This window comes from Citrobacter sp. ANG330 (assembly GCF_047467925.1).
GTDB classification, from domain to species: Bacteria; Pseudomonadota; Gammaproteobacteria; order Enterobacterales; family Enterobacteriaceae; genus Citrobacter_A; species Citrobacter_A amalonaticus_G.
Window position 1 is genome coordinate 34,790 of the sequence record NZ_JASJUI010000010.1, and the last position, 23,920, is coordinate 58,709.

A 23,920-nucleotide genomic window follows, 5' to 3' on the forward strand; every position below is an offset into this window, starting at 1 on the left:
GGATAACTGTCCGGGGTTTTTGTTTTTTTAGCGCCTTCTCTGGCGAATTTCTCCCCCCTGGCAAACACTTACCGATGGGTTGTGCGCATCTTAGGGGATGAAAATGAAAAATAATGAACTGAATGAACGGCGTTTACAGGCGACGCCGCGTGGGATCGGCGTGATGTGTGGCTTTTACGCTGAAAGGGCGGAAAACGCCACGTTGTGGGATGTGGAAGGCCGTGAAGTGATCGATTTTGCCGCCGGGATTGCGGTACTGAATACCGGGCATCGTCACCCAAAAGTCATCGCCGCCATCGAAAAACAGCTCCAGTCTTTTACTCATACGGCGTACCAGATTGTTCCCTACGAAAGCTATGTCCGGCTTGCGGAACGTATCAATAAACGCGTGCCGATTGACGGCCCGGTGAAGACGGCATTCTTCTCCACCGGCGCAGAAGCGGTGGAAAACGCGGTGAAGATTGCCCGCGCCTATACCAAGCGGCCTGGGCTCATCACTTTCGGCGGCGCTTTCCACGGGCGGACGTTCATGACGATGGCGCTGACCGGTAAAGTCGCGCCCTACAAAATCGGTTTTGGCCCGTTCCCTGGTTCGGTTTACCACGCTCAGTACCCTAATGCGTTACACGGTGTGAGCACAGCTGATGCGCTGCAAAGTCTGGATCGCATTTTCAAAGCGGATATCGCGGCGGATCAGGTCGCTGCCATCATCCTTGAACCGGTTCAGGGAGAAGGGGGCTTTAATGTTGCGCCAACAGAGTTCATGCAAGCGCTGCGTACGTTGTGCGATACCCACGGTATCTTGTTGATCGCCGATGAGGTACAAACCGGCTTTGCCCGTACCGGCAAGCTGTTTGCGATGGAGCACCACGGCGTACAGCCCGATCTCATCACGATGGCGAAAAGCCTGGCGGGCGGCATGCCGCTCTCTGCGGTGGCAGGACGTGCAGACGTAATGGATGCGCCTGCGCCTGGCGGCCTGGGGGGAACCTATGCCGGTAACCCGCTGGCGATTGCGGCGGCACACGCGGTGCTGGATGTGATTGATGAAGAACAGCTTTGCGCCCGCGCAGCTGCGTTAGGCACGACGCTGGTTGGGGCGCTGAACCAGGCAAAAGCGGACTGCCCGTTTATTGCCGGGATTCGCGCGCAGGGGTCGATGGTGGCGGTGGAATTTAACGATCCGCGCACCGGTAAACCCTCCCCAGAATTCACACGACAGGTGCAGGATCGCGCCTTGCAGGATGGCCTGTTGTTGCTGAGTTGCGGCGTGTATGGCAACGTCATCCGTTTTCTCTATCCACTCACCATCCCTGACGTGCAGTTTCGCCAGGCGCTCGACATCATCACCCGCTCGCTGACACGATAAACCTCTGCCGCCTGTCACCGGGCGGCAGAGCCTGATGTCACTAAGTTGTTATCTGACTGTCAAATTAGCTATTCCAAAATCATAAAAATGGGGTATGTTTTAGCAGAGTGTGCTGAAAAAGCGCGAGCCGCACACCTATAATTGAAATAAAGCGCTACATAACAACATCACAACAATCGTAATAACCATAAGAATGGGGAAAGTCAGGATGAATATGAAGGGTAAAGCGTTACTGGCAGGATGTATCGCGCTGGCATTCAGCACCATGGCTCAGGCCGATATTAAAGTCGCTGTTGTCGGTGCGATGTCCGGTCCGGTAGCCCAGTACGGCGACCAGGAGTTTACTGGCGCAGAACAAGCGGTTGCAGACATTAATGCCAAAGGCGGAATCAAAGGCGAAAAACTGCAGATCGTAAAATATGATGATGCCTGTGACCCGAAACAAGCGGTCGCTGTCGCCAACAAAGTGATCAATGACGGCATCAAATACGTTATCGGTCACCTGTGCTCCTCTTCGACTCAGCCCGCGTCTGACATCTACGAAGACGAAGGCATTCTGATGATCACCCCGGCAGCAACGGCACCGGAGCTGACCTCTCGTGGCTACAAGCTGGTGCTGCGCACCACGGGCCTCGACTCAGACCAGGGCCCGACCGCCGCGAAATACATTCTGGAAAAAGTGAAGCCGCAGCGCATCGCGATCGTTCACGACAAACAACAGTACGGTGAAGGTCTGGCGCGTGCCGTGCAGGAAAACCTGAAGAAGGGCAACGCTAACGTGGTGTTCTTTGACGGTATCACCGCCGGTGAGAAAGACTTCTCCACGCTGGTGGCGCGTCTGAAGAAAGAGAATATCGACTTCGTTTACTACGGCGGTTATCACCCGGAAATGGGCCAGATCCTGCGTCAGGCGCGTGCTGCGGGTCTGAAAACGCAGTTCATGGGTCCGGAAGGGGTGGCCAACGTTTCCCTGTCTAACATCGCCGGTGAATCGGCTGAAGGTCTGCTGGTGACCAAACCGAAGAACTACGACCAGGTACCTGCGAACAAACCTATCGTCGATGCGATCAAGGCGAAAAAACAAGATCCGAGCGGTGCGTTCGTGTGGACCACCTACGCCGCGCTGCAGTCTCTGCAGGCGGGCCTGAACCAGTCAGCCGATCCGGCTGAAATCGCCACCTGGCTGAAAGCGAACTCCGTGGATACCGTAATGGGGCCGCTGTCGTGGGATGAGAAGGGCGACCTGAAGGGCTTTGAATTCGGCGTCTTCGACTGGCATGCCAACGGTACAGCGACCGACGCGAAGTAATGGAATGCCGGATGGCGCTGGCGCTTATCCGGCCTACCGTCCTGGGAAAATACGCTAGCGAATGTAGCCGGGTAAGGCAAGCCGCCACCCGGCTTTTTTAACGCTTTTCCCAGCCGTTTTGCTGTGCGGTGAAGCCCAGGACCTGCATAAACGCCGCCATGACGCCCCGGTCTTCCACGCCGACATCCGCCATCCACCAGGAGGAGACGTTCGGATTATCATGGATCACTTCTTCTACCAGATATTTTCCCACCCCCCGACGCCGCGTGACGTCACGGATGCGCAGCGAATCCAGCGCGCCCTGAGTGCCGCTCAGCGTGACCCTAACGGCACCTAACAACCGCTCATTAAAGCGCGCAGCGTAGATTCGGTGCGTTTCATCTACGCTTAATGAGGCGGCGGAATACTCCGGCCAGATTTTGCCCAGGTCGATCAGATCCTGATCGCTAAAGTGTTCTAAACGAAGGATGGTCAGCTTCATCGACAGCATGTCCAAATCACAAAAGAGAGTGCAAGTGTACCGAAATAATTCATCCGGACGCTTTCTCTTTTTTTAATCATTTGGCAGGTGATTAATTTTATGACGGTCAGAACCTCAGTTCGAAACATCAGAGAATGAAAAACAGGCAGGATAATACCCTGGAAGGTAGTGTTTTATTCGGCTCATTGTCCCGTTATTTTATGCTGACAACTGCGCTTTTTTTTGTTTATCTATGGTGAAAAGCAGAATATTATCTGTTCTTAATAGACTGAAAAATAGAGGTTTTACGCTGTATTTGCGGAAAATACTGCGCTAAACCATTAATCAGACTGGTAAAAATAGAGTAGTGCAAAAAAAGCACAGTCTGCTTTTTAACCATATAAATACAAAATAAGTACATCACGAATGGGGATTCAGTAAATGAAACGGAATGCGAAAACGATCATCGCAGGGGTGATTGCACTGGCGATGTCACAGGCGGCAATGGCAGAGGATATTAAAGTTGCCGTAGTGGGCGCGATGTCGGGCCCGGTGGCTCAGTGGGGCGACATGGAATTTAACGGCGCGCGTCAGGCCATTAAAGACATCAACGCGAAAGGCGGCATCAAAGGTGACAAACTGGTAGGCGTGGAATATGACGACGCCTGCGATCCCAAACAGGCCGTCGCGGTGGCGAATAAAATCGTCAACGACGGTATTCAGTATGTCATTGGTCACCTCTGCTCTTCTTCCACTCAGCCAGCGTCAGACATTTACGAAGACGAAGGCATTCTGATGATCTCGCCTGGCGCGACCAACCCGGAACTGACGCAGCGTGGCTATGCGCACATTATGCGAACCGCCGGGCTGGACTCCTCCCAGGGACCAACCGCGGCAAAATATATTCTTGAGAGCGTGAAGCCGCAGCGCATCGCGATCATTCATGACAAACAGCAGTACGGTGAAGGCCTGGCGCGCTCTGTTCAGGATGCGCTGAAAGCGGCAAATGCCAATATCGTCTTTTTTGACGGCATTACTGCAGGCGAGAAAGACTTTTCTGCCCTGATTGCCCGTCTGAAAAAAGAGAACATCGATTTTGTCTATTACGGCGGCTACTACCCGGAAATGGGTCAGATGCTGCGCCAGGCGCGTTCCGTCGGCCTGAAAACCACGTTCATGGGGCCGGAAGGCGTAGGTAATGCGTCGCTGTCGAATATCGCCGGTGAAGCAGCTGAAGGCATGCTGGTTACCATGCCTAAACGCTATGACCAGGATCCCGCTAACAAAGCGATTGTTGATGCGCTGAAAGCCGATAAAAAAGATCCGACCGGTCCTTACGTGTGGATCACCTACGCCGCCGTGCAGTCACTGGCCACGGCAATGGATCGTTCAGGCAGCAACGCGCCGCTGGATCTGGTGAAAGATTTAAAAACAAACGGTGCTGATACCGTCATTGGGCCGCTGAAATGGGATGAAAAAGGCGATCTAAAGGGATTTGAATTTGGTGTCTTCCAGTGGCACGCCGATGGGTCATCCACGGCCGCCAAATAAGGCAACCACTCGTCATACTTCGAGCCGCAGATGCGTTGGCTGCGTTCACCCACCCCAGTCACGTACGATGTGTACGCTCCTGGGGATGGGCAAACTTGCCGCCTTTCTGCAACTCGAATTATTTAGAGTGGGTTCAACATCCCGGTATGTCGGGTTTAAAAGGTTATTTTATGTCCGAGCAGTTTCTCTACTTTTTGCAGCAGATGTTTAACGGCGTCACGCTGGGAAGCACCTACGCGCTGATCGCTATCGGCTACACCATGGTGTACGGCATTATCGGCATGATCAACTTCGCCCACGGCGAGGTATACATGATCAGTAGCTATGTCTCTTTTATGATTATCGCGGCACTCATGATGATGGGGATTGATACCAGTTGGTTGCTGGTGGCGGCCGGATTCATTGGGGCGATTATCATTGCCAGCGCCTACGGCTGGAGCATTGAGCGGGTGGCCTATCGGCCCGTCCGCAGTTCCAAACGTTTGATTGCGCTGATTTCCGCCATTGGGATGTCTATCTTCCTGCAAAACTACGTTAGCCTGACGGAAGGTTCGCGCGACGTGGCGCTGCCCAGCCTGTTCAACGGGCAATGGGTGATAGGGGCCAGCGAAAACTTCTCCGCCTCGATCACCACCATGCAACTGGTTATCTGGATTGTGACCTTCCTGGCGATGCTGGCACTGACCATTTTTATCCGTTACTCCCGCATGGGGCGCGCCTGCCGCGCCTGTGCGGAAGACCTGAAAATGGCCAGCCTGCTTGGGATTAACACGGATCGCGTGATTGCGCTGACCTTTGTGATTGGCGCAGCGATGGCAGCGGTGGCCGGCGTGCTGCTCGGGCAATTCTACGGAGTGATCAACCCCTATATCGGCTTTATGGCCGGGATGAAAGCCTTTACCGCAGCGGTGCTTGGCGGGATCGGCAGCATTCCAGGCGCGATGATCGGCGGCCTGATTCTGGGCGTCGCGGAAGCGCTTTCTTCTGCTTATCTGAGTACGGAATACAAAGACGTGGTGTCATTCGCTCTGCTGATTCTGGTACTGCTGGTGATGCCGACCGGGATTCTGGGTCGTCCGGAGGTAGAGAAAGTATGAAACCGATGCATTTTGCGATGGCGCTGCTCTCTGCCGCGATGTTCTTCGTGCTGGCGGGCGTCTTTATGGGCGTACAACTGGAGCTGGATGGCACCAAACTGGTGGTGGATACCGCTGCTGACATCCGCTGGCAGTGGGTATTTATCGGCACTGCCGTGGTCTTTTTCTTCCAGATGCTGCGTCCGGTATTCCAGAAGAGCCTGAAGAGCGTCTCCGGACCGAAGTTTATTCTGCCTGCGATTGATGGCTCAACTGTAAAACAGAAGTTGTTCCTGATTGCCCTGCTGGTGATTGCCGTCGCGTGGCCGTTTATGGTTTCTCGCGGCACGGTGGATATCGCCACGCTGACCATGATTTATATCATTCTCGGCCTGGGGCTGAACGTCGTCGTCGGGCTTTCCGGCCTGCTGGTGCTGGGCTACGGCGGCTTCTACGCGATTGGCGCGTACACGTTTGCACTGCTGAACCACTATTACGGTCTCGGCTTCTGGACCTGCCTGCCGCTGGCGGGACTGGTCGCAGCGGCGGCGGGCTTCCTGCTGGGCTTTCCGGTGCTGCGTCTGCGCGGCGACTACCTGGCGATTGTGACCCTGGGATTCGGTGAGATCGTCCGTATTCTGCTGCTCAACAATACTGAAATCACCGGCGGTCCGAACGGGATCAGCCAGATCCCGAAACCGACGCTGTTTGGTCTCGAGTTCAGCCGTACGGCGCGTGAAGGCGGCTGGGATACTTTCAGTAACTTCTTTGACGTCAAATACGACCCGTCCGACCGGGTGATTTTCCTCTACCTGGTCGCGCTGCTGTTGGTGGTGCTGAGCCTGTTTGTGATAAACCGTCTGCTGCGCATGCCGCTGGGACGGGCGTGGGAAGCGCTGCGTGAAGATGAGATTGCCTGCCGCTCGTTAGGCTTAAGCCCCACGCGCATCAAGCTGACCGCCTTCACCATCAGCGCCGCGTTTGCCGGTTTCGCCGGTACGCTGTTCGCCGCGCGTCAGGGATTTGTCAGCCCTGAGTCGTTCACCTTTGCTGAATCGGCGTTTGTACTGGCGATTGTGGTACTCGGCGGGATGGGCTCGCAGTTTGCGGTGATCCTTGCGGCTATCCTGCTGGTGGTGTCGCGGGAACTGATGCGTGACTTCAATGAATACAGCATGCTGATGCTGGGTGGTTTGATGGTACTGATGATGATCTGGCGTCCGCAGGGCTTGCTGCCGATGACCCGTCCACAGTTGAAGCTGAAAAACGGGGAAGCGAAAGGAGAGCAGGCATGAGTCAGCCCTTATTATCGGTTAACGGCCTGATGATGCGCTTCGGCGGTCTGCTGGCGGTAAACAATGTTGAACTGGAACTGCATCCGCAGGAAATCGTCTCGCTAATAGGCCCAAACGGGGCGGGCAAAACGACGGTATTTAACTGCCTGACTGGTTTTTATAAGCCAACGGGTGGCACCATTAAGCTTCGCGATCAGCACCTTGAAGGGCTGCCGGGCCAGCAAATTGCCCGGATGGGTGTGGTGCGAACCTTCCAGCACGTGCGTTTGTTTCGCGAAATGACGGTGATTGAAAACCTGCTGGTGGCACAGCATCAGCAACTGAAAAGCGGTGTGTTTTCCGGTCTGCTGAAAACCCCGGCATTTCGTCGTGCGCAGAGCGAAGCGCTGGACAGAGCCGCCACCTGGCTTGAGCGTATCGGGCTGCTGGAACATGCGAACCGCCAGGCCAGCAACCTGGCCTATGGCGACCAGCGTCGTCTGGAGATTGCCCGCTGCATGGTGACGCAGCCAGAGATTCTGATGCTGGATGAACCGGCTGCGGGTCTTAACCCGAAAGAGACCAAAGAGCTGGACGAGCTGATTGCTGAACTGCGTAACCATCACAACACCACCATTCTGCTGATTGAGCACGATATGAAGCTGGTGATGGGAATTTCCGACCGTATTTACGTGGTGAACCAGGGCACGCCGCTGGCGAACGGGACGCCGGAGCAGATTCGTAATAACCCAGACGTGATCCGCGCATACCTTGGTGAGGCATAAGATGGAAAAAGTCATGTTGTCCTTTGACAAAGTCAGTGCCCACTACGGCAAAATTCAGGCGCTGCACGAGGTGAGCCTGCACATCAATCAGGGTGAGATTGTGACCCTGATTGGCGCGAACGGCGCGGGGAAAACCACGCTGCTCGGCACGCTGTGCGGCGATCCACGAGCAACCAGCGGTCGGATTGTGTTTGATGACAAAGACATTACTGACTGGCAAACAGCGAAAATCATGCGCGAAGCGGTGGCGATTGTGCCGGAAGGGCGTCGTGTGTTTTCCCGCATGACGGTGGAAGAGAATCTGGCAATGGGCGGTTTTTTCGCCGAGCGCGATCAGTTCCAGGAACGCATCAAGTGGGTATACGAATTGTTCCCGCGTCTGCATGAGCGTCGTATTCAGCGTGCGGGTACCATGTCCGGCGGTGAACAGCAGATGCTGGCGATTGGTCGTGCGCTGATGAGCGAACCGCGCCTGCTGCTGCTTGATGAGCCGTCGCTGGGGCTGGCGCCGATTATCATCCAGCAGATCTTCGACACCATCGAACAGCTACGCAAAGAGGGGATGACCATTTTCCTTGTTGAGCAGAACGCCAATCAGGCGCTGAAGCTGGCGGACCGTGGCTACGTGCTGGAGAACGGCCATGTCGTTCTCGAAGACACCGGCGACGCATTGCTGGCAAACGAAGCGGTACGCAGCGCGTATTTAGGCGGTTAAACGGTTTGTGATGCCTGATGGCGACGCATTGCGTCTTATCAGGCCTACACGACGTTCGATGTTTACATCCGATGCAGGCCGGGTAAGGCGAAGACGCCACCCGGCTTTTTTTTGTTTTCTTGCCACTGAAACGTCATTCACCTGAAGCCTGGTTGTCACCGCTTCGTCATCTAACGGTTATCTTTCTGTCATTCGCGCATGTCATGTTACCTCGCGAGCACAAAACGCGTGATATCGCGCATCCGGCATAATAAGAGAGATGACAATGACATCGTTACGACACACCGCTTTGGGTCTGGCTGTTGGTCTGGCTTTTGTGACGAACGCAATGGCTGTGACCACCATTCCGTTCTGGCATTCCATGGAAGGGGAGTTGGGTAAAGAGGTTGACTCCCTGGCGCAACGTTTCAATGACACCCACCCTGATTACAAAATTGTGCCGGTGTACAAAGGCAACTACGAGCAGAGCCTGAGCGCCGGTATCGCCGCCTTTCGTACCGGAAATGCACCGGCACTGCTGCAGGTTTATGAAGTCGGCACCGCGACCATGATGGCCTCCAAAGCCATCAAGCCGGTGTATGAAGTGTTCAAAGACGCGGGTATTCACTTCGACGAATCGCAGTTTGTGCCGACCGTTTCGGGTTATTACACCGATTCAAAAACCGGCCACCTGCTGTCTCAGCCGTTTAACAGCTCCACGCCGGTGCTGTACTACAACAAAGACGCCTTCAAAAAAGCGGGCTTAGATCCGGAGCAGCCGCCGAAAACCTGGCAGGATCTGGCGGACTATACCGCGAAGCTGAAAGCGGCGGGGATGAAGTGTGGCTACGCCAGCGGCTGGCAGGGCTGGATCCAGATTGAAAACTTCAGCGCCTGGCACGGCCTGCCGGTGGCGACTCAAAACAACGGATTCGACGGCACGGATGCGGTGCTGGAGTTCAACAAACCAGAACAGGTAAAACACATCGCGCTGCTGGAAGAACTGAACAAGAAGGGCGATTTCAGCTACTTCGGGCGTAAAGATGAATCCACCGAGAAGTTCTACAACGGCGACTGCGCCATTACCACCGCCTCGTCCGGCTCGCTGGCGGATATCCGCCACTATGCCAAATTCAACTACGGCGTGGGCATGATGCCGTACGATGCTGACGTGAAGGGCGCGCCGCAGAACGCCATCATCGGCGGGGCGAGCCTGTGGGTGATGCAGGGTAAAGACAAGGGCACCTACAAAGGCGTAGCCGAGTTCCTCGACTTCCTGGCGAAGCCTGAAAATGCCGCCGAATGGCACCAGAAGACCGGCTACCTGCCGATCACCAAAGCCGCGTACGACCTGACCCGCGAGCAGGGCTTCTACAGCAAGAACCCGGGCGCGGACATCGCAACGCGTCAGATGCTGAACAAGCCGCCGTTGCCGTTCACCAAAGGGCTGCGTCTGGGCAATATGCCGCAGATCCGCACCATCGTTGATGAAGAGCTGGAAAGCGTGTGGACCGGTAAGAAAACGCCACAGCAGGCGCTGGACTCTGCGGTAGAACGTGGTAATCAGCTGCTGCGCCGCTTTGAGCAGTCGACCAAATCGTAATATGAAATGCCGGGTGGCGGCTTCGCCTTGCCCGGCCTACGTGAACCTGTAGGCCGGATCAGCGTAGCGCCATCCGGCGCCGTTCAGGAATCACCCCTTATGTCATCATCCCGTCCGGTGTTCCGTTCCCGCTGGCTGCCATATTTGCTGGTTGCGCCACAGTTGGTCATCACCGTTATTTTCTTTATCTGGCCTGCAGGCGAAGCGCTGTGGTATTCGCTGCAAAGCGTCGATCCGTTTGGGCTTTCGAGCCAGTTTGTCGGGCTGGATAATTTCGCCACGCTGTTGCATGACCGCTACTACCTCGACGCCTTCTGGACGACGATCAAATTCAGCGCGCTGGTGACCTTCAGCGGCCTGCTGGTCTCGTTGTTCTTCGCGGCGCTGGTGGATTACGTCGTGCGCGGCAGCCGTCTGTATCAAACGCTGATGCTGCTGCCTTACGCCGTAGCCCCTGCGGTCGCCGCCGTATTATGGATTTTCCTGTTTAACCCAGGGCGTGGGCTAATTACCCATTTCCTTGAGCAGTTTGGTTATGACTGGAACCATGCACAGAACAGCGGACAGGCAATGTTCCTGGTCGTTTTTGCCTCTGTCTGGAAGCAGATTAGTTACAACTTCCTTTTCTTCTTTGCCGCGCTGCAATCGATCCCGCGTTCGTTGGTTGAAGCTGCTGCGATCGATGGCGCAGGGCCGGTCCGCCGCTTCTTCAGGCTGGCGTTACCCTTGATCGCGCCGGTGAGTTTCTTCCTGCTGGTGGTCAATCTGGTGTACGCCTTCTTCGATACGTTCCCGGTGATCGATGCCGCGACCGCTGGCGGCCCGGTGCAGGCCACCACCACGCTGATTTATAAGATCTACCGTGAAGGGTTTGCCGGGCTGGATCTCTCTGCGTCCGCCGCGCAGTCGGTGGTACTGATGTTCCTCGTCATCATCCTCACGGTGGTGCAGTTCCGCTATGTGGAAAGTAAGGTGCGTTACCAATGATTGAGAACCGTCGCGGGCTGACGCTTTTCAGCCACACCCTGTTGATACTGGGAATTGCGGTGATTTTGGTCCCGCTGTATGTCGCGTTCGTCGCCGCCACGCTGGACACGAAAGCGGTGTTTGAAACGCCGATGACGCTCATCCCCGGTACGCACCTGTTCGAGAACATGAAGACCATCTGGACCCAGGGCGTGGGCGCCAACAGCGCGCCGTTCTGGCTGATGATGCTCAACAGCTTCATCATGGCGTTCGGGATTACGGTCGGCAAAATCACGGTGTCGATGCTCTCGGCCTTCGCCATCGTCTGGTTCCGCTTTCCGCTGCGTAATCTGTTCTTCTGGATGATCTTCATCACTCTGATGCTGCCGGTAGAGGTGCGTATCTTCCCGACGGTAGAGGTCATTGCCAATCTTGGAATGCTCGACAGCTACACGGGTTTAACCCTGCCGCTGATGGCCTCGGCGACCGCGACCTTTCTGTTCCGCCAGTTCTTTATGACCCTGCCGGACGAGCTGATTGAAGCGGCGCGCATCGACGGCGCCTCGCCGATGCGCTTTTTCCGCGACATCGTGCTGCCGTTGTCGAAAACTAATCTGGCGGCGCTGTTTGTGATCACCTTTATCTACGGCTGGAATCAGTATTTGTGGCCGCTGCTGATTATTCAGGACGTCAACCTCGGTACCGCCGTGGCGGGCATCAAAGGCATGATCGCCACCGGCGAAGGCACCACCCTCTGGAACCAGGTGATGGCGGCGATGTTGCTCACCCTTATCCCACCCGTAGTCATTGTTTTAGCCATGCAGCGCGCATTTGTCCGCGGCCTGGTCGATAGCGAGAAATAAGATGGCAGGTTTAAAACTTCAGGCAGTCACCAAAAGCTGGGATGGCAAAACCCAAGTGATTCAACCGTTAACGCTCGACGTGGCGGACGGGGAATTTATCGTGATGGTTGGCCCGTCCGGCTGTGGGAAATCAACATTATTGCGTATGGTCGCCGGGCTGGAGCGCGTCACTTCCGGGGATATCTGGATTGACCGCCAACGCGTTACCGAAATGGAGCCGAAGGACAGGGGCATCGCGATGGTCTTCCAGAACTATGCGCTCTACCCGCACATGAGCGTGGAAGAAAACATGGCGTGGGGGCTGAAAATTCGCGGAATGGGCAAGGGCCACATCGAACAGCGGGTGAAAGAAGCGGCGCGGATTCTCGAACTGGACGGGCTACTCAAACGTCGTCCACGCGAACTCTCCGGCGGTCAGCGTCAGCGCGTGGCGATGGGACGCGCTATCGTGCGTGACCCGGCGGTGTTTCTTTTTGATGAGCCGCTGTCGAATCTGGATGCCAAACTGCGCGTGCAGATGCGCCTGGAGCTGCAACATTTGCACCGTCGTCTGAAAACCACCTCGCTGTACGTGACGCACGATCAGGTCGAAGCGATGACCCTCGCCCAGCGCGTGATGGTGATGAACAAAGGCATTGCCGAGCAGATTGGCACGCCGGTAGAGGTCTATGAAAAACCGGCCAGCCGCTTTGTGGCGAGCTTTATCGGTAGTCCGGCAATGAACCTGCTGGAAGGGCGTATCAGCCATACCGGCACCCACTTTGAACTGGATAGCGGTTTGGCATTGCCGATCAACGGGTATTATCGCGGTTACGCCGGGCGTAAGATGACGCTCGGTATCCGCCCGGAGCATATTGCATTAAGCTCGCAGGCGGCGGGTGGCGTACCGCTGGTGATGGACACGCTGGAGATGCTGGGCGCCGATAATCTGGCGCACGGTCGCTGGGGCGATCAGAAACTGGTGGTGCGTCTGGCCCATCAGGAGCGCCCAAAGGCAGGTAGTACGTTGTGGCTGCATCTGCCGGAAAATCATTTGCACCTTTTTGAGGGTGAAACAGGACAACGTATATGAGCAACTGGCCGTATCCTCGCATTGTCGCCCATCGTGGCGGCGGTAAACTGGCGCCGGAAAATACGCTGGCGGCGATCGACGTCGGCGCGCATTACGGGCACACCATGATCGAGTTCGACGCGAAGCTGTCGAAGGACGGGGAAATTTTCCTGCTGCACGACGATAACCTTGAGCGCACCAGCAACGGCTGGGGCGTGGCGGGAGAGCTCAACTGGCAGGATTTGCTGCGGGTGGATGCCGGTGGCTGGTACAGCGGCGAGTTTAAAGGCGAACCGCTGCCGCTGCTCTCGCAGGTGGCGGAGCGCTGTCGTCAACACGGGATGATGGCCAACATTGAAATTAAACCAACCACCGGCACCGGACCGCTGACGGGAAAAGTGATTGCGCTGGCCGCGCGCGATCTGTGGCAGGGGATGCCCGCGCCGCTATTGTCGTCGTTTGAAATTGACGCGCTGGAAGCGGCACAAGCCGCAGTGCCTGAGTTACCGCGGGGACTGCTGCTTGACGAGTGGCGTAATGACTGGCGCGAACTGACCACGCGCCTGGCGTGTGTGTCGATTCACCTGAACCATAAGCTGCTGGATGAAGCGCGGGTGAAAATGCTGAAAGACGCAGGGCTCCATATTCTGGTCTACACCGTCAACAAACCCCAGCGTGCGGCTGAACTGCTACGCTGGGGTGTGGACTGCATTTGTACTGATGCGATTGATGTGATTGGCCCGGACTTTACGGCTGCGGGTTAAGCATATCGCCATTCTGACGCGGCGGTAGCATGTGCTGCTGGCCGCTCTGCTGTTGCGCACCGCCACTCAACATGCCGCCATTGGTATTGGGCAGTGGCTGTTCGCGGACCTGACCCTGCTGGATGCGCTGCTGGTTGTTGTTCATCTGCGTTTGCAGGTGCTGCTGCTGGAGCTGCGTCTGCGTTTTTAATTGCTGATTTAACATCCCTTTCTGCTGGATCTGCTGCGTCTGCATTTGCGTTTGCATCCGCTGCTGGCTGGGGATTTGATAGCCCGGCTGGTTCGGGTTGTTCATTGTGTTAATTGGCTGTGCGAGACAGGCAAACGGCAGGAGCGCTGTCAAAATTAAATATCGTTTCATCATCTTTCCTCCTCTGAGGTCTCTCTTAAGTTTATCCCTTTCCCGGCAAAACGATGATTATTTCAGAGTTATGCACCAGGCTTAGTGGGGGGCTGACCCCGCATCCAACGGAGAATAACGATGATGAAACCGACGTTTTTGCGCCGGGTAGCCCTTGCTGCTCTGCTCTCAGGAAGCTGTTTCAGTGTGCTTGCTGCCCCCCCTCCGCCGCCTCCGGTCTCGTATGGTGTGGAAGAGGATGTGTTCCATCCCGTTCGTGCGAAGCAGGGGATGGTGGCCTCGGTGGATGCGCTGGCGACAGAAGTTGGGGTAGATATTCTTAAACAGGGTGGTAATGCGGTGGACGCCGCCGTTGCTGTCGGCTATGCGTTGGCAGTGACGCATCCACAGGCAGGGAATCTGGGTGGCGGTGGCTTTATGCTGCTGCGAACCAAAGATGGCAATACGACGGCTATCGACTTTCGCGAAATGGCCCCCGCTAACGCCACGCGCGATATGTTCCTTGACGATCAGGGCAATCCGGACAGTAAAAAATCGCTGACCTCGCACCTCGCCTCCGGCACGCCGGGCACCGTTGCAGGCTTTTCGCTGGCGCTGGAAAAATACGGCACTCTGCCGCTCAACAAGGTGGTGCGTCCGGCTATTAAACTGGCGGAAGAAGGCTTCGTGGTGAACGATGCGCTGGCGGACGATCTCAAAACCTACGGCAGTGAAGTCATTCCGAATCACGAAAACAGCAAAGCCATTTTCTGGAAGGACGGCGAGCCGCTGAAAAAGGGTGACAAACTGGTGCAGAAGAACCTGGCGAAAAGCCTTGAGCTGATTGCGGAAAAGGGGCCGGAGGCCTTCTATAAAGGGGCGATTGCCGACCAGATAGCGCAGGAGATGCAGAAAAACGGCGGGCTGATGACCAAAGAGGATTTGGCAGACTATAAAGCGGTAGAGCGCACGCCAATTAGCGGCGACTATCGTGGGTATCAGGTCTTCTCGATGCCGCCTCCGTCGTCTGGCGGTATTCACATCGTGCAGATCCTGAATATCCTCGAAAACTTCGATATGAAGAAATACGGTTTCGGCAGTGCGGATGCGATGCAGGTGATGGCGGAAGCGGAGAAACAGGCCTATGCCGATCGTTCGGAATATCTGGGCGACCCGGATTTTGTGAAGGTGCCATGGCAGGCGCTGACCAACAAAGATTACGCCAAATCCATTGCCGAACGGATTGATATCAACAAGGCGAAACCCTCCAGTGAAATTCGCCCAGGCAAGCTTGCGCCTTACGAGAGTAACCAGACTACCCACTTCTCGGTGGTGGATAAAGACGGTAACGCCGTGGCGGTGACGTATACCCTCAACACCACCTTCGGCACCGGCATTGTGGCGGGTAACACCGGTATTCTGCTGAATAATGAGATGGATGATTTCTCGGCGAAACCAGGCGTGCCTAACGTCTATGGTCTGGTGGGCGGCGATGCTAACGCCGTTGGGCCGAAGAAACGTCCGCTATCGTCCATGTCGCCCACCATTGTGGTGAAAGACGATAAAACCTGGCTGGTTACCGGCAGTCCGGGGGGGAGCCGGATTATCACCACTGTGCTGCAAATGGTCGTGAACAGCATCGATTTTGGTATGAATGTGGCGGAAGCCACCAACGCTCCGCGTTTCCATCATCAGTGGTTGCCGGATGAGCTGCGTGTGGAGAAAGGCTTCAGCCCCGATACCCTTAAATTGCTTGAGCAGAAAGGGCAAAAAGTGGTTCTGAAAGAGGCGATGGGCAGCACACAGAGCATTATGGTAGGGCCCGACGGCGCGCTGTACGGCGCATCTGACCCCCGTAGCGTGGACGATTTAACGGCGGGGTATTGATTTTGTTGCCGGGTGGCGGAGTCGCCTGACCGGGCCTGCCACTGTACAAACGTAGGCCCGGTAAGCGCCACCTGGCAATTTGTCACTTCATCCGCGCCATAAAATAGGCATCGACATATTCGCCGTTACGCAAGCCGTACTTCTTGCCGGTGCCTTCAATTTCAAAACCATATTTTTTATACACCGCGATGGCGGGCGCGTTATCGATAAACACCGTTAATTCAATGCGTTCAACGCGTAGCCAGTTGTCGCACATGTCGATCATGGTCCGCATTAACGCGCTGGCGACACCGCGGTTTTGCCAGTGTGTATCGACGCAAATGCCAAAATCTGCGACGTGACTCCGGCGCGGACGCTGAGCGACGGCAATGCACAAATGTCCAACCACGCGATCGCCAACGCAGGCGACAAGTTGTTTGATGCCAGGCTGTTCGGCGAGTCGCGCCTGCCACATCTCACTGGAAGGATGAGGAACCTGTAGCGTGTTGTGATACACCTCCGGCTGGGCGTGAATCTGACGAATCGCGTCGTAATCTTTGGTTTCAGCGTGGCGTATCACTATCTCAGTCATTCCTTATCTCCTTCAGGGTTAATGGCGTAGTTACAGTCGCTGAGATTTAAAACACCGTCAACGGCATTTTTTTGCAAAAAGTAATGGACAAGTGCAAATGAGAATGATTATTATTGCTTTGCGTTCAGGAAGACCCCTCGCGGAGAACCTGAAAGCACGACATTGCTCACATTGCTTCCAGTATTACTTTAGCCAGCCGGGTGCTGGCTTTTTTTTTGGTTTTTTTCAGCCTGGCTTACTTGTCATTTTGTCCCCGGCAGGTGCTCGTGCTCCTCACGTACATTAAGTACGCTCCGGGCCCTGTGCGCTTGCCGTGAACAAACTGACCGCGACGCCGACGGCCGATCGGTCTGCATCGGCATCCCCTTCTCCAGGGACGTCCCGCATTTAGTCTCTCTGCGCTTTGCGCTATGGTGTATGCATCGTTTTTCAAAAAGGACGCCACCATGACGTTACATTGCGCATTTATCGGATTCGGCAAGAGTGCGACTCGCTACCATCTTCCGTACGTTCTCAACCGTAAAGACACCTGGCATGTGGCGCATATCTTCCGCCGCCATGCGAAGCCGGAAGAGCAGGCGCCGATTTACTCGCACATCCATTTCACCAGCGATCTGAATGAAGTTCTCGATGATCCACAGGTCAAACTGGTCATCATCTGTACCCACGCCGACAGCCACTTTGACTACGCAAAACGGGCGCTGGAAGCCGGAAAGAACGTGCTGGTTGAGAAACCCTTCACCCCGACGATGATTGAAGCGAAAGTCCTGTTTGAACTGGCGCAAAGCAAAGGGCTGACCGTCACGCCGTACCAGAACCGTCGCTTTGATTCCTGTTTCCTGACCGCCAAAAAAGCCATTGAAAGCGGCAAACTCGGTGAGATCGTGGAAGTGGAAAGTCACTTCGATTACTACCGTCCGGTCGCTGAAAGCAAACCGGGTTTGCCGCAGGATGGATCGTTCTATGGCCTTGGCGTGCATACGATGGACCAAATCATCTCTCTGTTCGGGCGTCCGGACCACGTCACGTATGACATTCGCAGTCTGCGCAATAAAGCCAACCCGGACGACACGTTCGAAGCTCAGCTGTTTTACGGTGATTTAAAGGCTATCGTCAAAACCAGCCATCTGGTGAAAATCGACTACCCGAAGTTTATTGTTCACGGCACCAAAGGGTCGTTTATCAAGTACGGCATTGACCAGCAGGAAACCAGCCTGAAGGCTAATATCATGCCGGGCGAGCCAGGTTTCGCGGCGGATGATTCCGTGGGTGTGCTGGAGTACGTGAATGACGACGGCGTGACGGTGAAAGAAGAGCTAAAACCGGAAACCGGCGACTACGGTCGCGTCTATGATGCGTTGTTTAAAACCATCACCAGCGGCGCGCCAAATTATGTCAAGGAATCTGACGTTCTGACCAACCTTGAACTCCTTGAACGGGCATTCGAACAGGCCTCTCCATCCACCATTACCCTCGCCCGATAAGCCGAATTGACTCCTCAAGGGTTGTTCATAATTTTTGAACAGAGGAGTCAATTTTCACCCTCTATGATTGATGATGGATTCGGTCCACACTAACTCCATCGAAAACATCTGGGGGTGAACACAATGATCTACTTACGCAAAGCAAACGACCGTGGCCACGCGAATCATGGCTGGCTGGATTCCTGGCATACCTTCTCTTTTGCGGATTACTACGATCCCAACTTTATGGGCTTTTCGGCACTGCGCGTGATTAACGACGATGTGATCGACGCCGGTCAGGGATTCGGTACTCACCCGCATAAAGACATGGAAATCCTGACCTACGTGCTGGAAGGCGCGGTAGAACACCAGGACAGCATGGGCAATAAAGAGCAGGTGCCGGCGGGTGAGTTCCAGATTATGAGCGCGGGAACCGGGATCCGTCACTCTGAGTACAACCCGAGCAAAACGGATCGTCTGCGCCTGTATCAGATCTGGATCATTCCGGAAAAAAATGGCATCACGCCGCGTTACGAGCAGCGCCGCTTCGACGCCACACAGGGCAAACAGCTGGTACTTTCGCCGGATGCACGTGACGGTTCGCTGAAAGTGTATCAGGACATGGAACTGTATCGCTGGGCGCTGGTGAAAGGTGAGCAGTCCGTGCATCAGATTGCCGCAGAACGTCGCGTCTGGATCCAGGTGGTCAAAGGCGAGGTGAGCATTAACGGCACGAAAGCCACCACCAGCGACGGTCTGGCGATTTGGGATGAGCAGGCGCTCTCAATCCATGCCGACAGCGATAGTGAAATCCTGCTGTTTGATCTGCCGCCCGTATAAATAATTACGCAACCTTCCCTTTAAACGGGGAAGGTTGCGCTTTGTCCGTGATAAACTGAGCAAATCTCTCACTTACGATTTCTCAGGACGATGAAGAAGAAAAGACCCGTACTTCAGGATGTAGCTGACCGTGTTGGCGTGACCAAAATGACGGTCAGCCGTTTTTTGCGTAACCCGGAGCAAGTCTCCGTTGCCCTGCGGGGCAAGATCGCTGCTGCACTTGATGAACTGGGTTATATTCCCAATCGCGCGCCTGATATTCTCTCTAACGCCACCAGCCGGGCCATTGGCGTTCTGCTACCGTCATTAACCAATCAGGTTTTTTCTGAAGTCTTACGCGGCATTGAGGCCGTGACGGATGCGCATGGTTATCAAACTATGCTGGCGCACTACGGCTATAAGCCGGAGATGGAGCAGGAGCGGCTGGAATCGATGCTCTCCTGGAACATCGATGGACTGATCCTGACTGAGCGCACTCATACCCCGCGCACGTTAAAAATGATCGAGGTGGCGGGAATTCCGGTAGTGGAACTGATGGACAGCCAGTCACCTTGCCTCGATATTGCTGTGGGTTTTGACAACTTTGAAGCCGCGCGTCAGATGACCGCTGCGATTATCGCGCGCGGACATCGTCACGTCGCCTATCTTGGGGCACGTCTCGACGAACGTACTATCATCAAACAGAAGGGTTACGAACAGGCGATGCTGGATGCGGGTCTGGCGCCCTATAGTGTGATGGTGGAGCAGTCTTCTTCTTACTCCTCGGGTATTGAACTTATCCGTCAGGCGCGTCGCGAGTATCCGCAACTGGACGGTATCTTCTGTACTAACGACGACCTTGCAGTGGGCGCAGCCTTTGAATGCCAGCGTTTAGGGCTGAAAATCCCGGACGACATGGCCATCGCCGGTTTCCACGGTCATGATATCGGCCAGGTGATGGAGCCGCGTCTGGCCAGCGTGCTGACGCCGCGCGAGCGAATGGGCAGCATTGGCGCAGAACGTCTGCTGGCGCGTATCCGTGGAGAGAGCGTCACGCCAAAAATGTTAGATTTAGGTTTCACCTTGTCACCGGGTGGATCTATTTAAACCGACAAGTTTGAAGTAGCTCACACTTATTCACTTCTCGCACATTTGGATATTGCTTCTGTTTTAATCAGGTTGGACAATGTTACCGATAACTGTTACCCGTAACAATTTCTGAACCTTGTACTGTGGGGGCACTACTTTGAGCACGACTAACCATGATCACCACATTTACGTTCTGATGGGCGTATCGGGCAGTGGTAAATCCGCTGTCGCCAGCGAAGTGGCGCATCAACTGCATGCCGCGTTTCTTGATGGTGATTTTCTCCATCCGCGTCGCAACATTGAGAAAATGGCGTCCGGTGAGCCACTCAATGATGACGACCGTAAGCCGTGGTTGCAGGCGCTGAATGACGCTGCATTTGCGATGCAGCGTACCAATAAAGTGTCGCTGATCGTTTGTTCCGCGTTGAAAAAACACTACCGTGATCTGCTGCGTGACGGTAATCCAAACCTTTCTTTCATCTACCTGAAAGGCGATTTCGACGTGATCGAAAGCCGTCTGAAGGCGCGTAAAGGCCATTTCTTCAAAACCCAGATGCTGGTAACTCAGTTTGAAACGCTGCAGGAGCCAGGTGCTGACGAAAACGATGTACTGGTGGTGGATATCGATCAGCCGCTGGAAGGTGTTGTTGCCAGCACCATCGAGGTCATTAATAAAAGGCAGTAAGTTTTGAGTACATTAACGCTTGTTTTAACAGCAGTAGGCTCCGTTCTGCTGCTGTTGTTTTTAGTGATGAAGGCACGTATGCATGCCTTCGTTGCTTTGATGGTGGTGTCTATTGGTGCAGGTCTCTTTTCCGGTATGCCGCTCGATAAAATCGCGGCGACCATGGAAAAAGGGATGGGAGGAACGCTGGGCTTCCTGGCGATTGTGGTCGCTCTGGGGGCTATGTTCGGCAAGATTTTGCATGAAACGGGCGCGGTCGATCAGATTGCGGTCAAGATGCTGAAATCGTTCGGCCACAGTCGCGCGCACTATGCGATTGGGCTGGCGGGACTCATTTGCGCGTTACCGTTGTTCTTTGAAGTGGCCATTGTTCTGCTGATTAGCGTCGCATTCTCGATGGCGCGCCATACCGGTACGAACCTGGTGAAGCTGGTGATCCCGCTGTTTGCGGGCGTGGCGGCGGCCGCGGCATTTCTACTGCCGGGGCCCGCGCCGATGCTGCTCGCCTCGCAGATGCACGCCGACTTCGGCTGGATGATTCTGATTGGTCTGTGCGCCGCGATTCCGGGGATGATCATCGCCGGGCCGCTGTGGGGCAATTTTATCAGCCGCTACGTTGAGCTGAATATTCCTGACGATATTACCGAACCGCACCTGGGCGAGGGCAAAATGCCCTCCTTTGGCTTCAGCCTGTCGCTGATCCTGCTGCCGCTGGTGCTGGTGGGGCTGAAAACCATCGCCGCACGCTTTGTGCCGGTCGGTTCTACGGCTTACCAGTGGTTTGAATTTGTCGGACACCCGTTCACCGCGATTCTGGTGGCTTGTCTGGTGGCGATTTATGGCCTGGCGATGCGTCAGGGGATGCCGAAAGATAAGGTCATGGAGATCTGTGGTCATGCGCTGCAACCGGCGGGGATCATTCTGCTGGTGATTGGTGCTGGCGGTGTCTTCAAGCAGGTGCTGGTGGATTCTGGCGTGGGCCCGGCCCTCGGTGAAGCGCTGACCGGAATGGGCTTGCCGATTGCCATTACCTGCTTCGTGCTGGCGGCAGCGGTGCGTATCATTCAGGGCTCCGCGACTGTCGCCTGCTTAACGGCGGTGGGACTGGTGATGCCGGTAATTGAACAACTGAACTTCTCCGGGGCGCAGATGGCGGCATTGTCTATCTGTATCGCGGGCGGTTCGATCGTCGTCAGTCATGTGAACGATGCCGGTTTCTGGCTGTTCGGGAAATTCACCGGTGCGACAGAAGCACAAACGCTGAAGACCTGGACGATGATGGAAACCATCCTCGGCACTGTCGGCGCCATTGTGGGTATGGTGGCGTTTTCACTGCTCAGTTGAAAAAAGGTAGGCCGGGCGATTGCCCGGCCAAATTGTATTATCCCTTCATCCACATCCGAATGCCGTCCAGGAACATCTGGGTCGCCATCATCACCAGAATCAATCCCATCAGGCGTTCCAGCGCGTTCACCCCTTTTTCTCCCAGCAGACGCAGAAACAGCGACGACTGCAGCAGAATCACAAACGTGCCGCCCCAGGCCAGCAGCAGAGCAATGACCAGATGTCCCATCTGATTCGGGTACTGATGTGATAACAGCATCAGCGTGGCCAGAATCGTTGGACCGGCAACTAACGGGATCGCCAGCGGGACAATAAAAGGCTCTTCGCCTGCCGGCAGCCCGGCGCTGTTTCCGGTGGCGCTGGGGAAGATCATCTTGATAGCGATCAGGAACAGGATAATACCTCCGGATATTGAAACCGTTTCGGCTCGCAAATTCAGGAATGCGAGAATTTTCTCGCCCGCGAAAAGGAAAATCAGCATCAGCAACAGCGCAATAAACAGCTCGCGCACCATGATCGCCCGACGCCGTTTCGGTTCGGTATGTTTCAGTACGGACATGAAAATGGGCAAGTTACCGAGCGGATCCATAATCAGGATCAATAAAACGGTTGCAGAAATGATTTCATTCATAACTCAAATTCCCTGATAATTGCCGCGGACTTTCTGCTCGCTTAAGCAGCGGGATAAGTCGCATTACTGATGGCATCGCTATCATTGATTAAATTCACTTGCGACTTTGGCTGCTTTTTGTATGGTGAAGGATGAGCCAGTAGGACACTGGTCAGCATACACAGCACACATCTTTGCAGGAAAAAACGCTATGAAAAATGTTGGTTTTATCGGCTGGCGCGGTATGGTCGGCTCTGTTCTCATGCAACGCATGGTTGAAGAGCGCGACTTCGACGCCATTCGCCCTGTTTTCTTTTCGACTTCCCAGTTTGGGCAGGCAGCGCCGACATTCGGCGGTACCTCAACCGGCACACTTCAGGACGCTTTCGATCTGGACGCGCTGAAAGCGCTCGATATCATCGTGACCTGTCAGGGCGGCGATTATACCAACGAAATCTATCCAAAGCTTCGTGAAAGCGGATGGCAGGGTTACTGGATTGACGCGGCCTCTTCGCTGCGCATGAAAGATGACGCCATCATTATTCTCGACCCGGTTAACCAGGATGTCATCACCAGGGGTTTGAACAACGGGATTAAAACCTTTGTCGGCGGGAACTGTACCGTTAGCCTGATGTTGATGTCGTTGGGCGGTCTGTTTGCCAACGATTTGGTGGACTGGGTGTCAGTTGCGACTTACCAGGCGGCTTCCGGCGGCGGCGCACGCCATATGCGCGAACTGCTCAACCAGATGGGCCAGTTGCATAACTACGTCGCTGATGAACTGGCAACGCCGTCTTCCGCCATTCTCGATATCGAACGCAAAGTGACCCAACTGACCCGTAGCGGTGAACTGCCGGTGGATAATTTTGGCGTGCCGCTGGCGGGCAGCCTGATTCCGTGGATCGACAAACAGCTTGATAACGGCCAGAGCCGCGAAGAGTGGAAAGGTCAGGCGGAAACCAACAAGATCCTCGATACCTCCTCCGTCATTCCGGTCGATGGCCTGTGCGTGCGCGTTGGCGCGCTGCGCTGCCACAGTCAGGCATTCACCATTAAACTGAAAAAAGACGTATCCATTCCGACCGTGGAAGAACTGCTGGCGGCTCACAATCCGTGGGCGAAAGTGGTACCAAACGATCGGGATATCACCATGCGTGAGTTAACCCCAGCGGCCGTTACCGGCACGTTGACCACGCCGGTTGGCCGTCTGCGTAAGCTGAATATGGGACCGGAGTTCCTGTCAGCCTTTACGGTGGGCGACCAACTGCTCTGGGGGGCGGCTGAGCCGTTGCGACGCATGTTGCGCCATCTGGCGTAACCGCGTTGGTTTACATGGGGTGCTGAGTC

23 protein-coding genes are annotated in these 23,920 nt (G+C 55.2%); 19 read left to right on the forward strand and 4 right to left on the reverse strand.

The features are described 5' to 3' along the window. Positions 1–103: 103 nt before the first annotated feature. Positions 104–1,369, forward strand: coding sequence for a 4-aminobutyrate--2-oxoglutarate transaminase (locus tag QNN88_RS18790; RefSeq protein ID WP_414241549.1), 1,266 nt, complete (start codon positions 104–106; stop codon positions 1,367–1,369). 208 nt (positions 1,370–1,577) lie between these two features. Then, entirely contained in the window at positions 1,578–2,678 is a 1,101-nt protein-coding gene (livJ, locus tag QNN88_RS18795; protein WP_142764811.1) for a branched chain amino acid ABC transporter substrate-binding protein LivJ, read from the forward strand. 97 nt (positions 2,679–2,775) lie between these two features. On the opposite strand, the gene panM is transcribed toward livJ, so the two are convergent. Beyond that, positions 2,776–3,159 (reverse strand): aspartate 1-decarboxylase autocleavage activator PanM, encoded by a 384-nt coding sequence (gene panM / locus QNN88_RS18800; protein ID WP_414241550.1) that lies wholly within the window; start codon positions 3,157–3,159, stop codon positions 2,776–2,778. Positions 3,160–3,579: 420 nt separating this feature from the next. Between panM and livK the strand changes: the two genes are divergently transcribed. The 10 genes from livK (at position 3,580) to ugpQ (ending at position 13,765) form a co-directional block, all read left to right on the forward strand. Beyond that, entirely contained in the window at positions 3,580–4,689 is a 1,110-nt protein-coding gene (gene livK, locus QNN88_RS18805; RefSeq protein WP_414241551.1) for a high-affinity branched-chain amino acid ABC transporter substrate-binding protein LivK, read from the forward strand. Between the two features lie 170 nt (positions 4,690–4,859). Continuing rightward, the gene (gene livH, locus QNN88_RS18810; protein ID WP_414241552.1) at positions 4,860–5,786 is read left to right on the forward strand and encodes a high-affinity branched-chain amino acid ABC transporter permease LivH; all 927 of its coding nucleotides are present in this window, start codon (positions 4,860–4,862) and stop codon (positions 5,784–5,786) included. Then, positions 5,783–7,060 carry a branched chain amino acid ABC transporter permease LivM gene (livM, locus tag QNN88_RS18815; protein WP_414241553.1) on the forward strand — a complete coding sequence of 426 codons (1,278 nt, stop codon included), beginning with the start codon at positions 5,783–5,785 and terminating at the stop codon, positions 7,058–7,060. Before livH ends, livM begins: the two co-directional genes overlap by 4 nt. Continuing rightward, the gene (livG, locus tag QNN88_RS18820; RefSeq protein WP_042323002.1) at positions 7,057–7,824 is read left to right on the forward strand and encodes a high-affinity branched-chain amino acid ABC transporter ATP-binding protein LivG; all 768 of its coding nucleotides are present in this window, start codon (positions 7,057–7,059) and stop codon (positions 7,822–7,824) included. Before livM ends, livG begins: the two co-directional genes overlap by 4 nt. Position 7,825: 1 nt before the next feature. Continuing rightward, the gene (gene livF, locus QNN88_RS18825; RefSeq protein ID WP_414241554.1) at positions 7,826–8,539 is read left to right on the forward strand and encodes a high-affinity branched-chain amino acid ABC transporter ATP-binding protein LivF; all 714 of its coding nucleotides are present in this window, start codon (positions 7,826–7,828) and stop codon (positions 8,537–8,539) included. Positions 8,540–8,804: 265 nt separating this feature from the next. After that, positions 8,805–10,121, forward strand: a complete 1,317-nt coding sequence (gene ugpB / locus QNN88_RS18830) for a sn-glycerol-3-phosphate ABC transporter substrate-binding protein UgpB (protein WP_414241555.1) — start codon at positions 8,805–8,807, stop codon at positions 10,119–10,121. A 99-nt stretch (positions 10,122–10,220) separates the two neighbouring features. After that, complete coding sequence (ugpA, locus tag QNN88_RS18835; protein WP_414241556.1) at positions 10,221–11,108, forward strand: sn-glycerol-3-phosphate ABC transporter permease UgpA; 888 nt, start codon at positions 10,221–10,223, stop codon at positions 11,106–11,108. Beyond that, positions 11,105–11,950, forward strand: coding sequence for a sn-glycerol-3-phosphate ABC transporter permease UgpE (gene ugpE / locus QNN88_RS18840; RefSeq protein ID WP_414241557.1), 846 nt, complete (start codon positions 11,105–11,107; stop codon positions 11,948–11,950). The genes ugpA and ugpE overlap by 4 nt, the downstream gene beginning before the upstream one ends. A 1-nt stretch (position 11,951) precedes the next feature. Beyond that, positions 11,952–13,022, forward strand: coding sequence for a sn-glycerol-3-phosphate import ATP-binding protein UgpC (locus tag QNN88_RS18845; protein ID WP_414241558.1), 1,071 nt, complete (start codon positions 11,952–11,954; stop codon positions 13,020–13,022). After that, positions 13,019–13,765 (forward strand): glycerophosphodiester phosphodiesterase, encoded by a 747-nt coding sequence (gene ugpQ, locus QNN88_RS18850; RefSeq protein WP_414241559.1) that lies wholly within the window; start codon positions 13,019–13,021, stop codon positions 13,763–13,765. Before QNN88_RS18845 ends, ugpQ begins: the two co-directional genes overlap by 4 nt. On the opposite strand, the gene QNN88_RS18855 is transcribed toward ugpQ, so the two are convergent. Then, on the reverse strand, positions 13,749–14,126 hold the full coding sequence (locus tag QNN88_RS18855; RefSeq protein ID WP_414241637.1) for a DUF2756 family protein: 378 nt from the start codon (positions 14,124–14,126) through the stop codon (positions 13,749–13,751). The two genes, ugpQ and QNN88_RS18855, sit on opposite strands and share 17 nt — an antisense overlap. Before the next feature lie 120 nt (positions 14,127–14,246). Here QNN88_RS18855 and ggt point away from each other — a divergent pair, with 120 nt between their 5' ends. Then, positions 14,247–15,992 carry a gamma-glutamyltransferase gene (ggt, locus tag QNN88_RS18860; RefSeq protein WP_414241560.1) on the forward strand — a complete coding sequence of 582 codons (1,746 nt, stop codon included), beginning with the start codon at positions 14,247–14,249 and terminating at the stop codon, positions 15,990–15,992. A gap of 82 nt (positions 15,993–16,074) precedes the next feature. Here the strand turns inward: ggt and yhhY are convergent, their stop codons facing one another. Further along, positions 16,075–16,563: an N-acetyltransferase gene (yhhY, locus tag QNN88_RS18865; RefSeq protein WP_414241561.1), complete on the reverse strand. Its 489-nt coding sequence runs from the start codon at positions 16,561–16,563 to the stop codon at positions 16,075–16,077. Positions 16,564–17,009: 446 nt separating this feature from the next. Here yhhY and QNN88_RS18870 point away from each other — a divergent pair, with 446 nt between their 5' ends. From QNN88_RS18870 to gntU, 5 genes are all read left to right on the forward strand, one after another. Beyond that, positions 17,010–18,047 carry an oxidoreductase gene (locus QNN88_RS18870; protein WP_414241562.1) on the forward strand — a complete coding sequence of 346 codons (1,038 nt, stop codon included), beginning with the start codon at positions 17,010–17,012 and terminating at the stop codon, positions 18,045–18,047. A gap of 123 nt (positions 18,048–18,170) precedes the next feature. Further along, positions 18,171–18,866, forward strand: coding sequence for a pirin family protein (locus QNN88_RS18875; protein WP_046498377.1), 696 nt, complete (start codon positions 18,171–18,173; stop codon positions 18,864–18,866). 90 nt (positions 18,867–18,956) lie between these two features. Beyond that, entirely contained in the window at positions 18,957–19,952 is a 996-nt protein-coding gene (gene gntR / locus QNN88_RS18880) for a gluconate operon transcriptional repressor GntR (protein WP_414241563.1), read from the forward strand. Positions 19,953–20,091: 139 nt separating this feature from the next. Then, positions 20,092–20,619 (forward strand): gluconokinase, encoded by a 528-nt coding sequence (gene gntK, locus QNN88_RS18885; protein WP_042322982.1) that lies wholly within the window; start codon positions 20,092–20,094, stop codon positions 20,617–20,619. Positions 20,620–20,622: 3 nt separating this feature from the next. Beyond that, positions 20,623–21,963, forward strand: coding sequence for a gluconate transporter (gene gntU / locus QNN88_RS18890; RefSeq protein ID WP_042998460.1), 1,341 nt, complete (start codon positions 20,623–20,625; stop codon positions 21,961–21,963). A 37-nt stretch (positions 21,964–22,000) separates the two neighbouring features. Here the strand turns inward: gntU and yhgN are convergent, their stop codons facing one another. After that, complete coding sequence (gene yhgN, locus QNN88_RS18895) at positions 22,001–22,594, reverse strand: NAAT family transporter YhgN (protein WP_414241564.1); 594 nt, start codon at positions 22,592–22,594, stop codon at positions 22,001–22,003. 190 nt (positions 22,595–22,784) lie between these two features. Here yhgN and asd point away from each other — a divergent pair, with 190 nt between their 5' ends. Continuing rightward, the gene (gene asd, locus QNN88_RS18900) at positions 22,785–23,891 is read left to right on the forward strand and encodes an aspartate-semialdehyde dehydrogenase (RefSeq protein WP_414241565.1); all 1,107 of its coding nucleotides are present in this window, start codon (positions 22,785–22,787) and stop codon (positions 23,889–23,891) included. Positions 23,892–23,920: the final 29 nt, after the last annotated feature.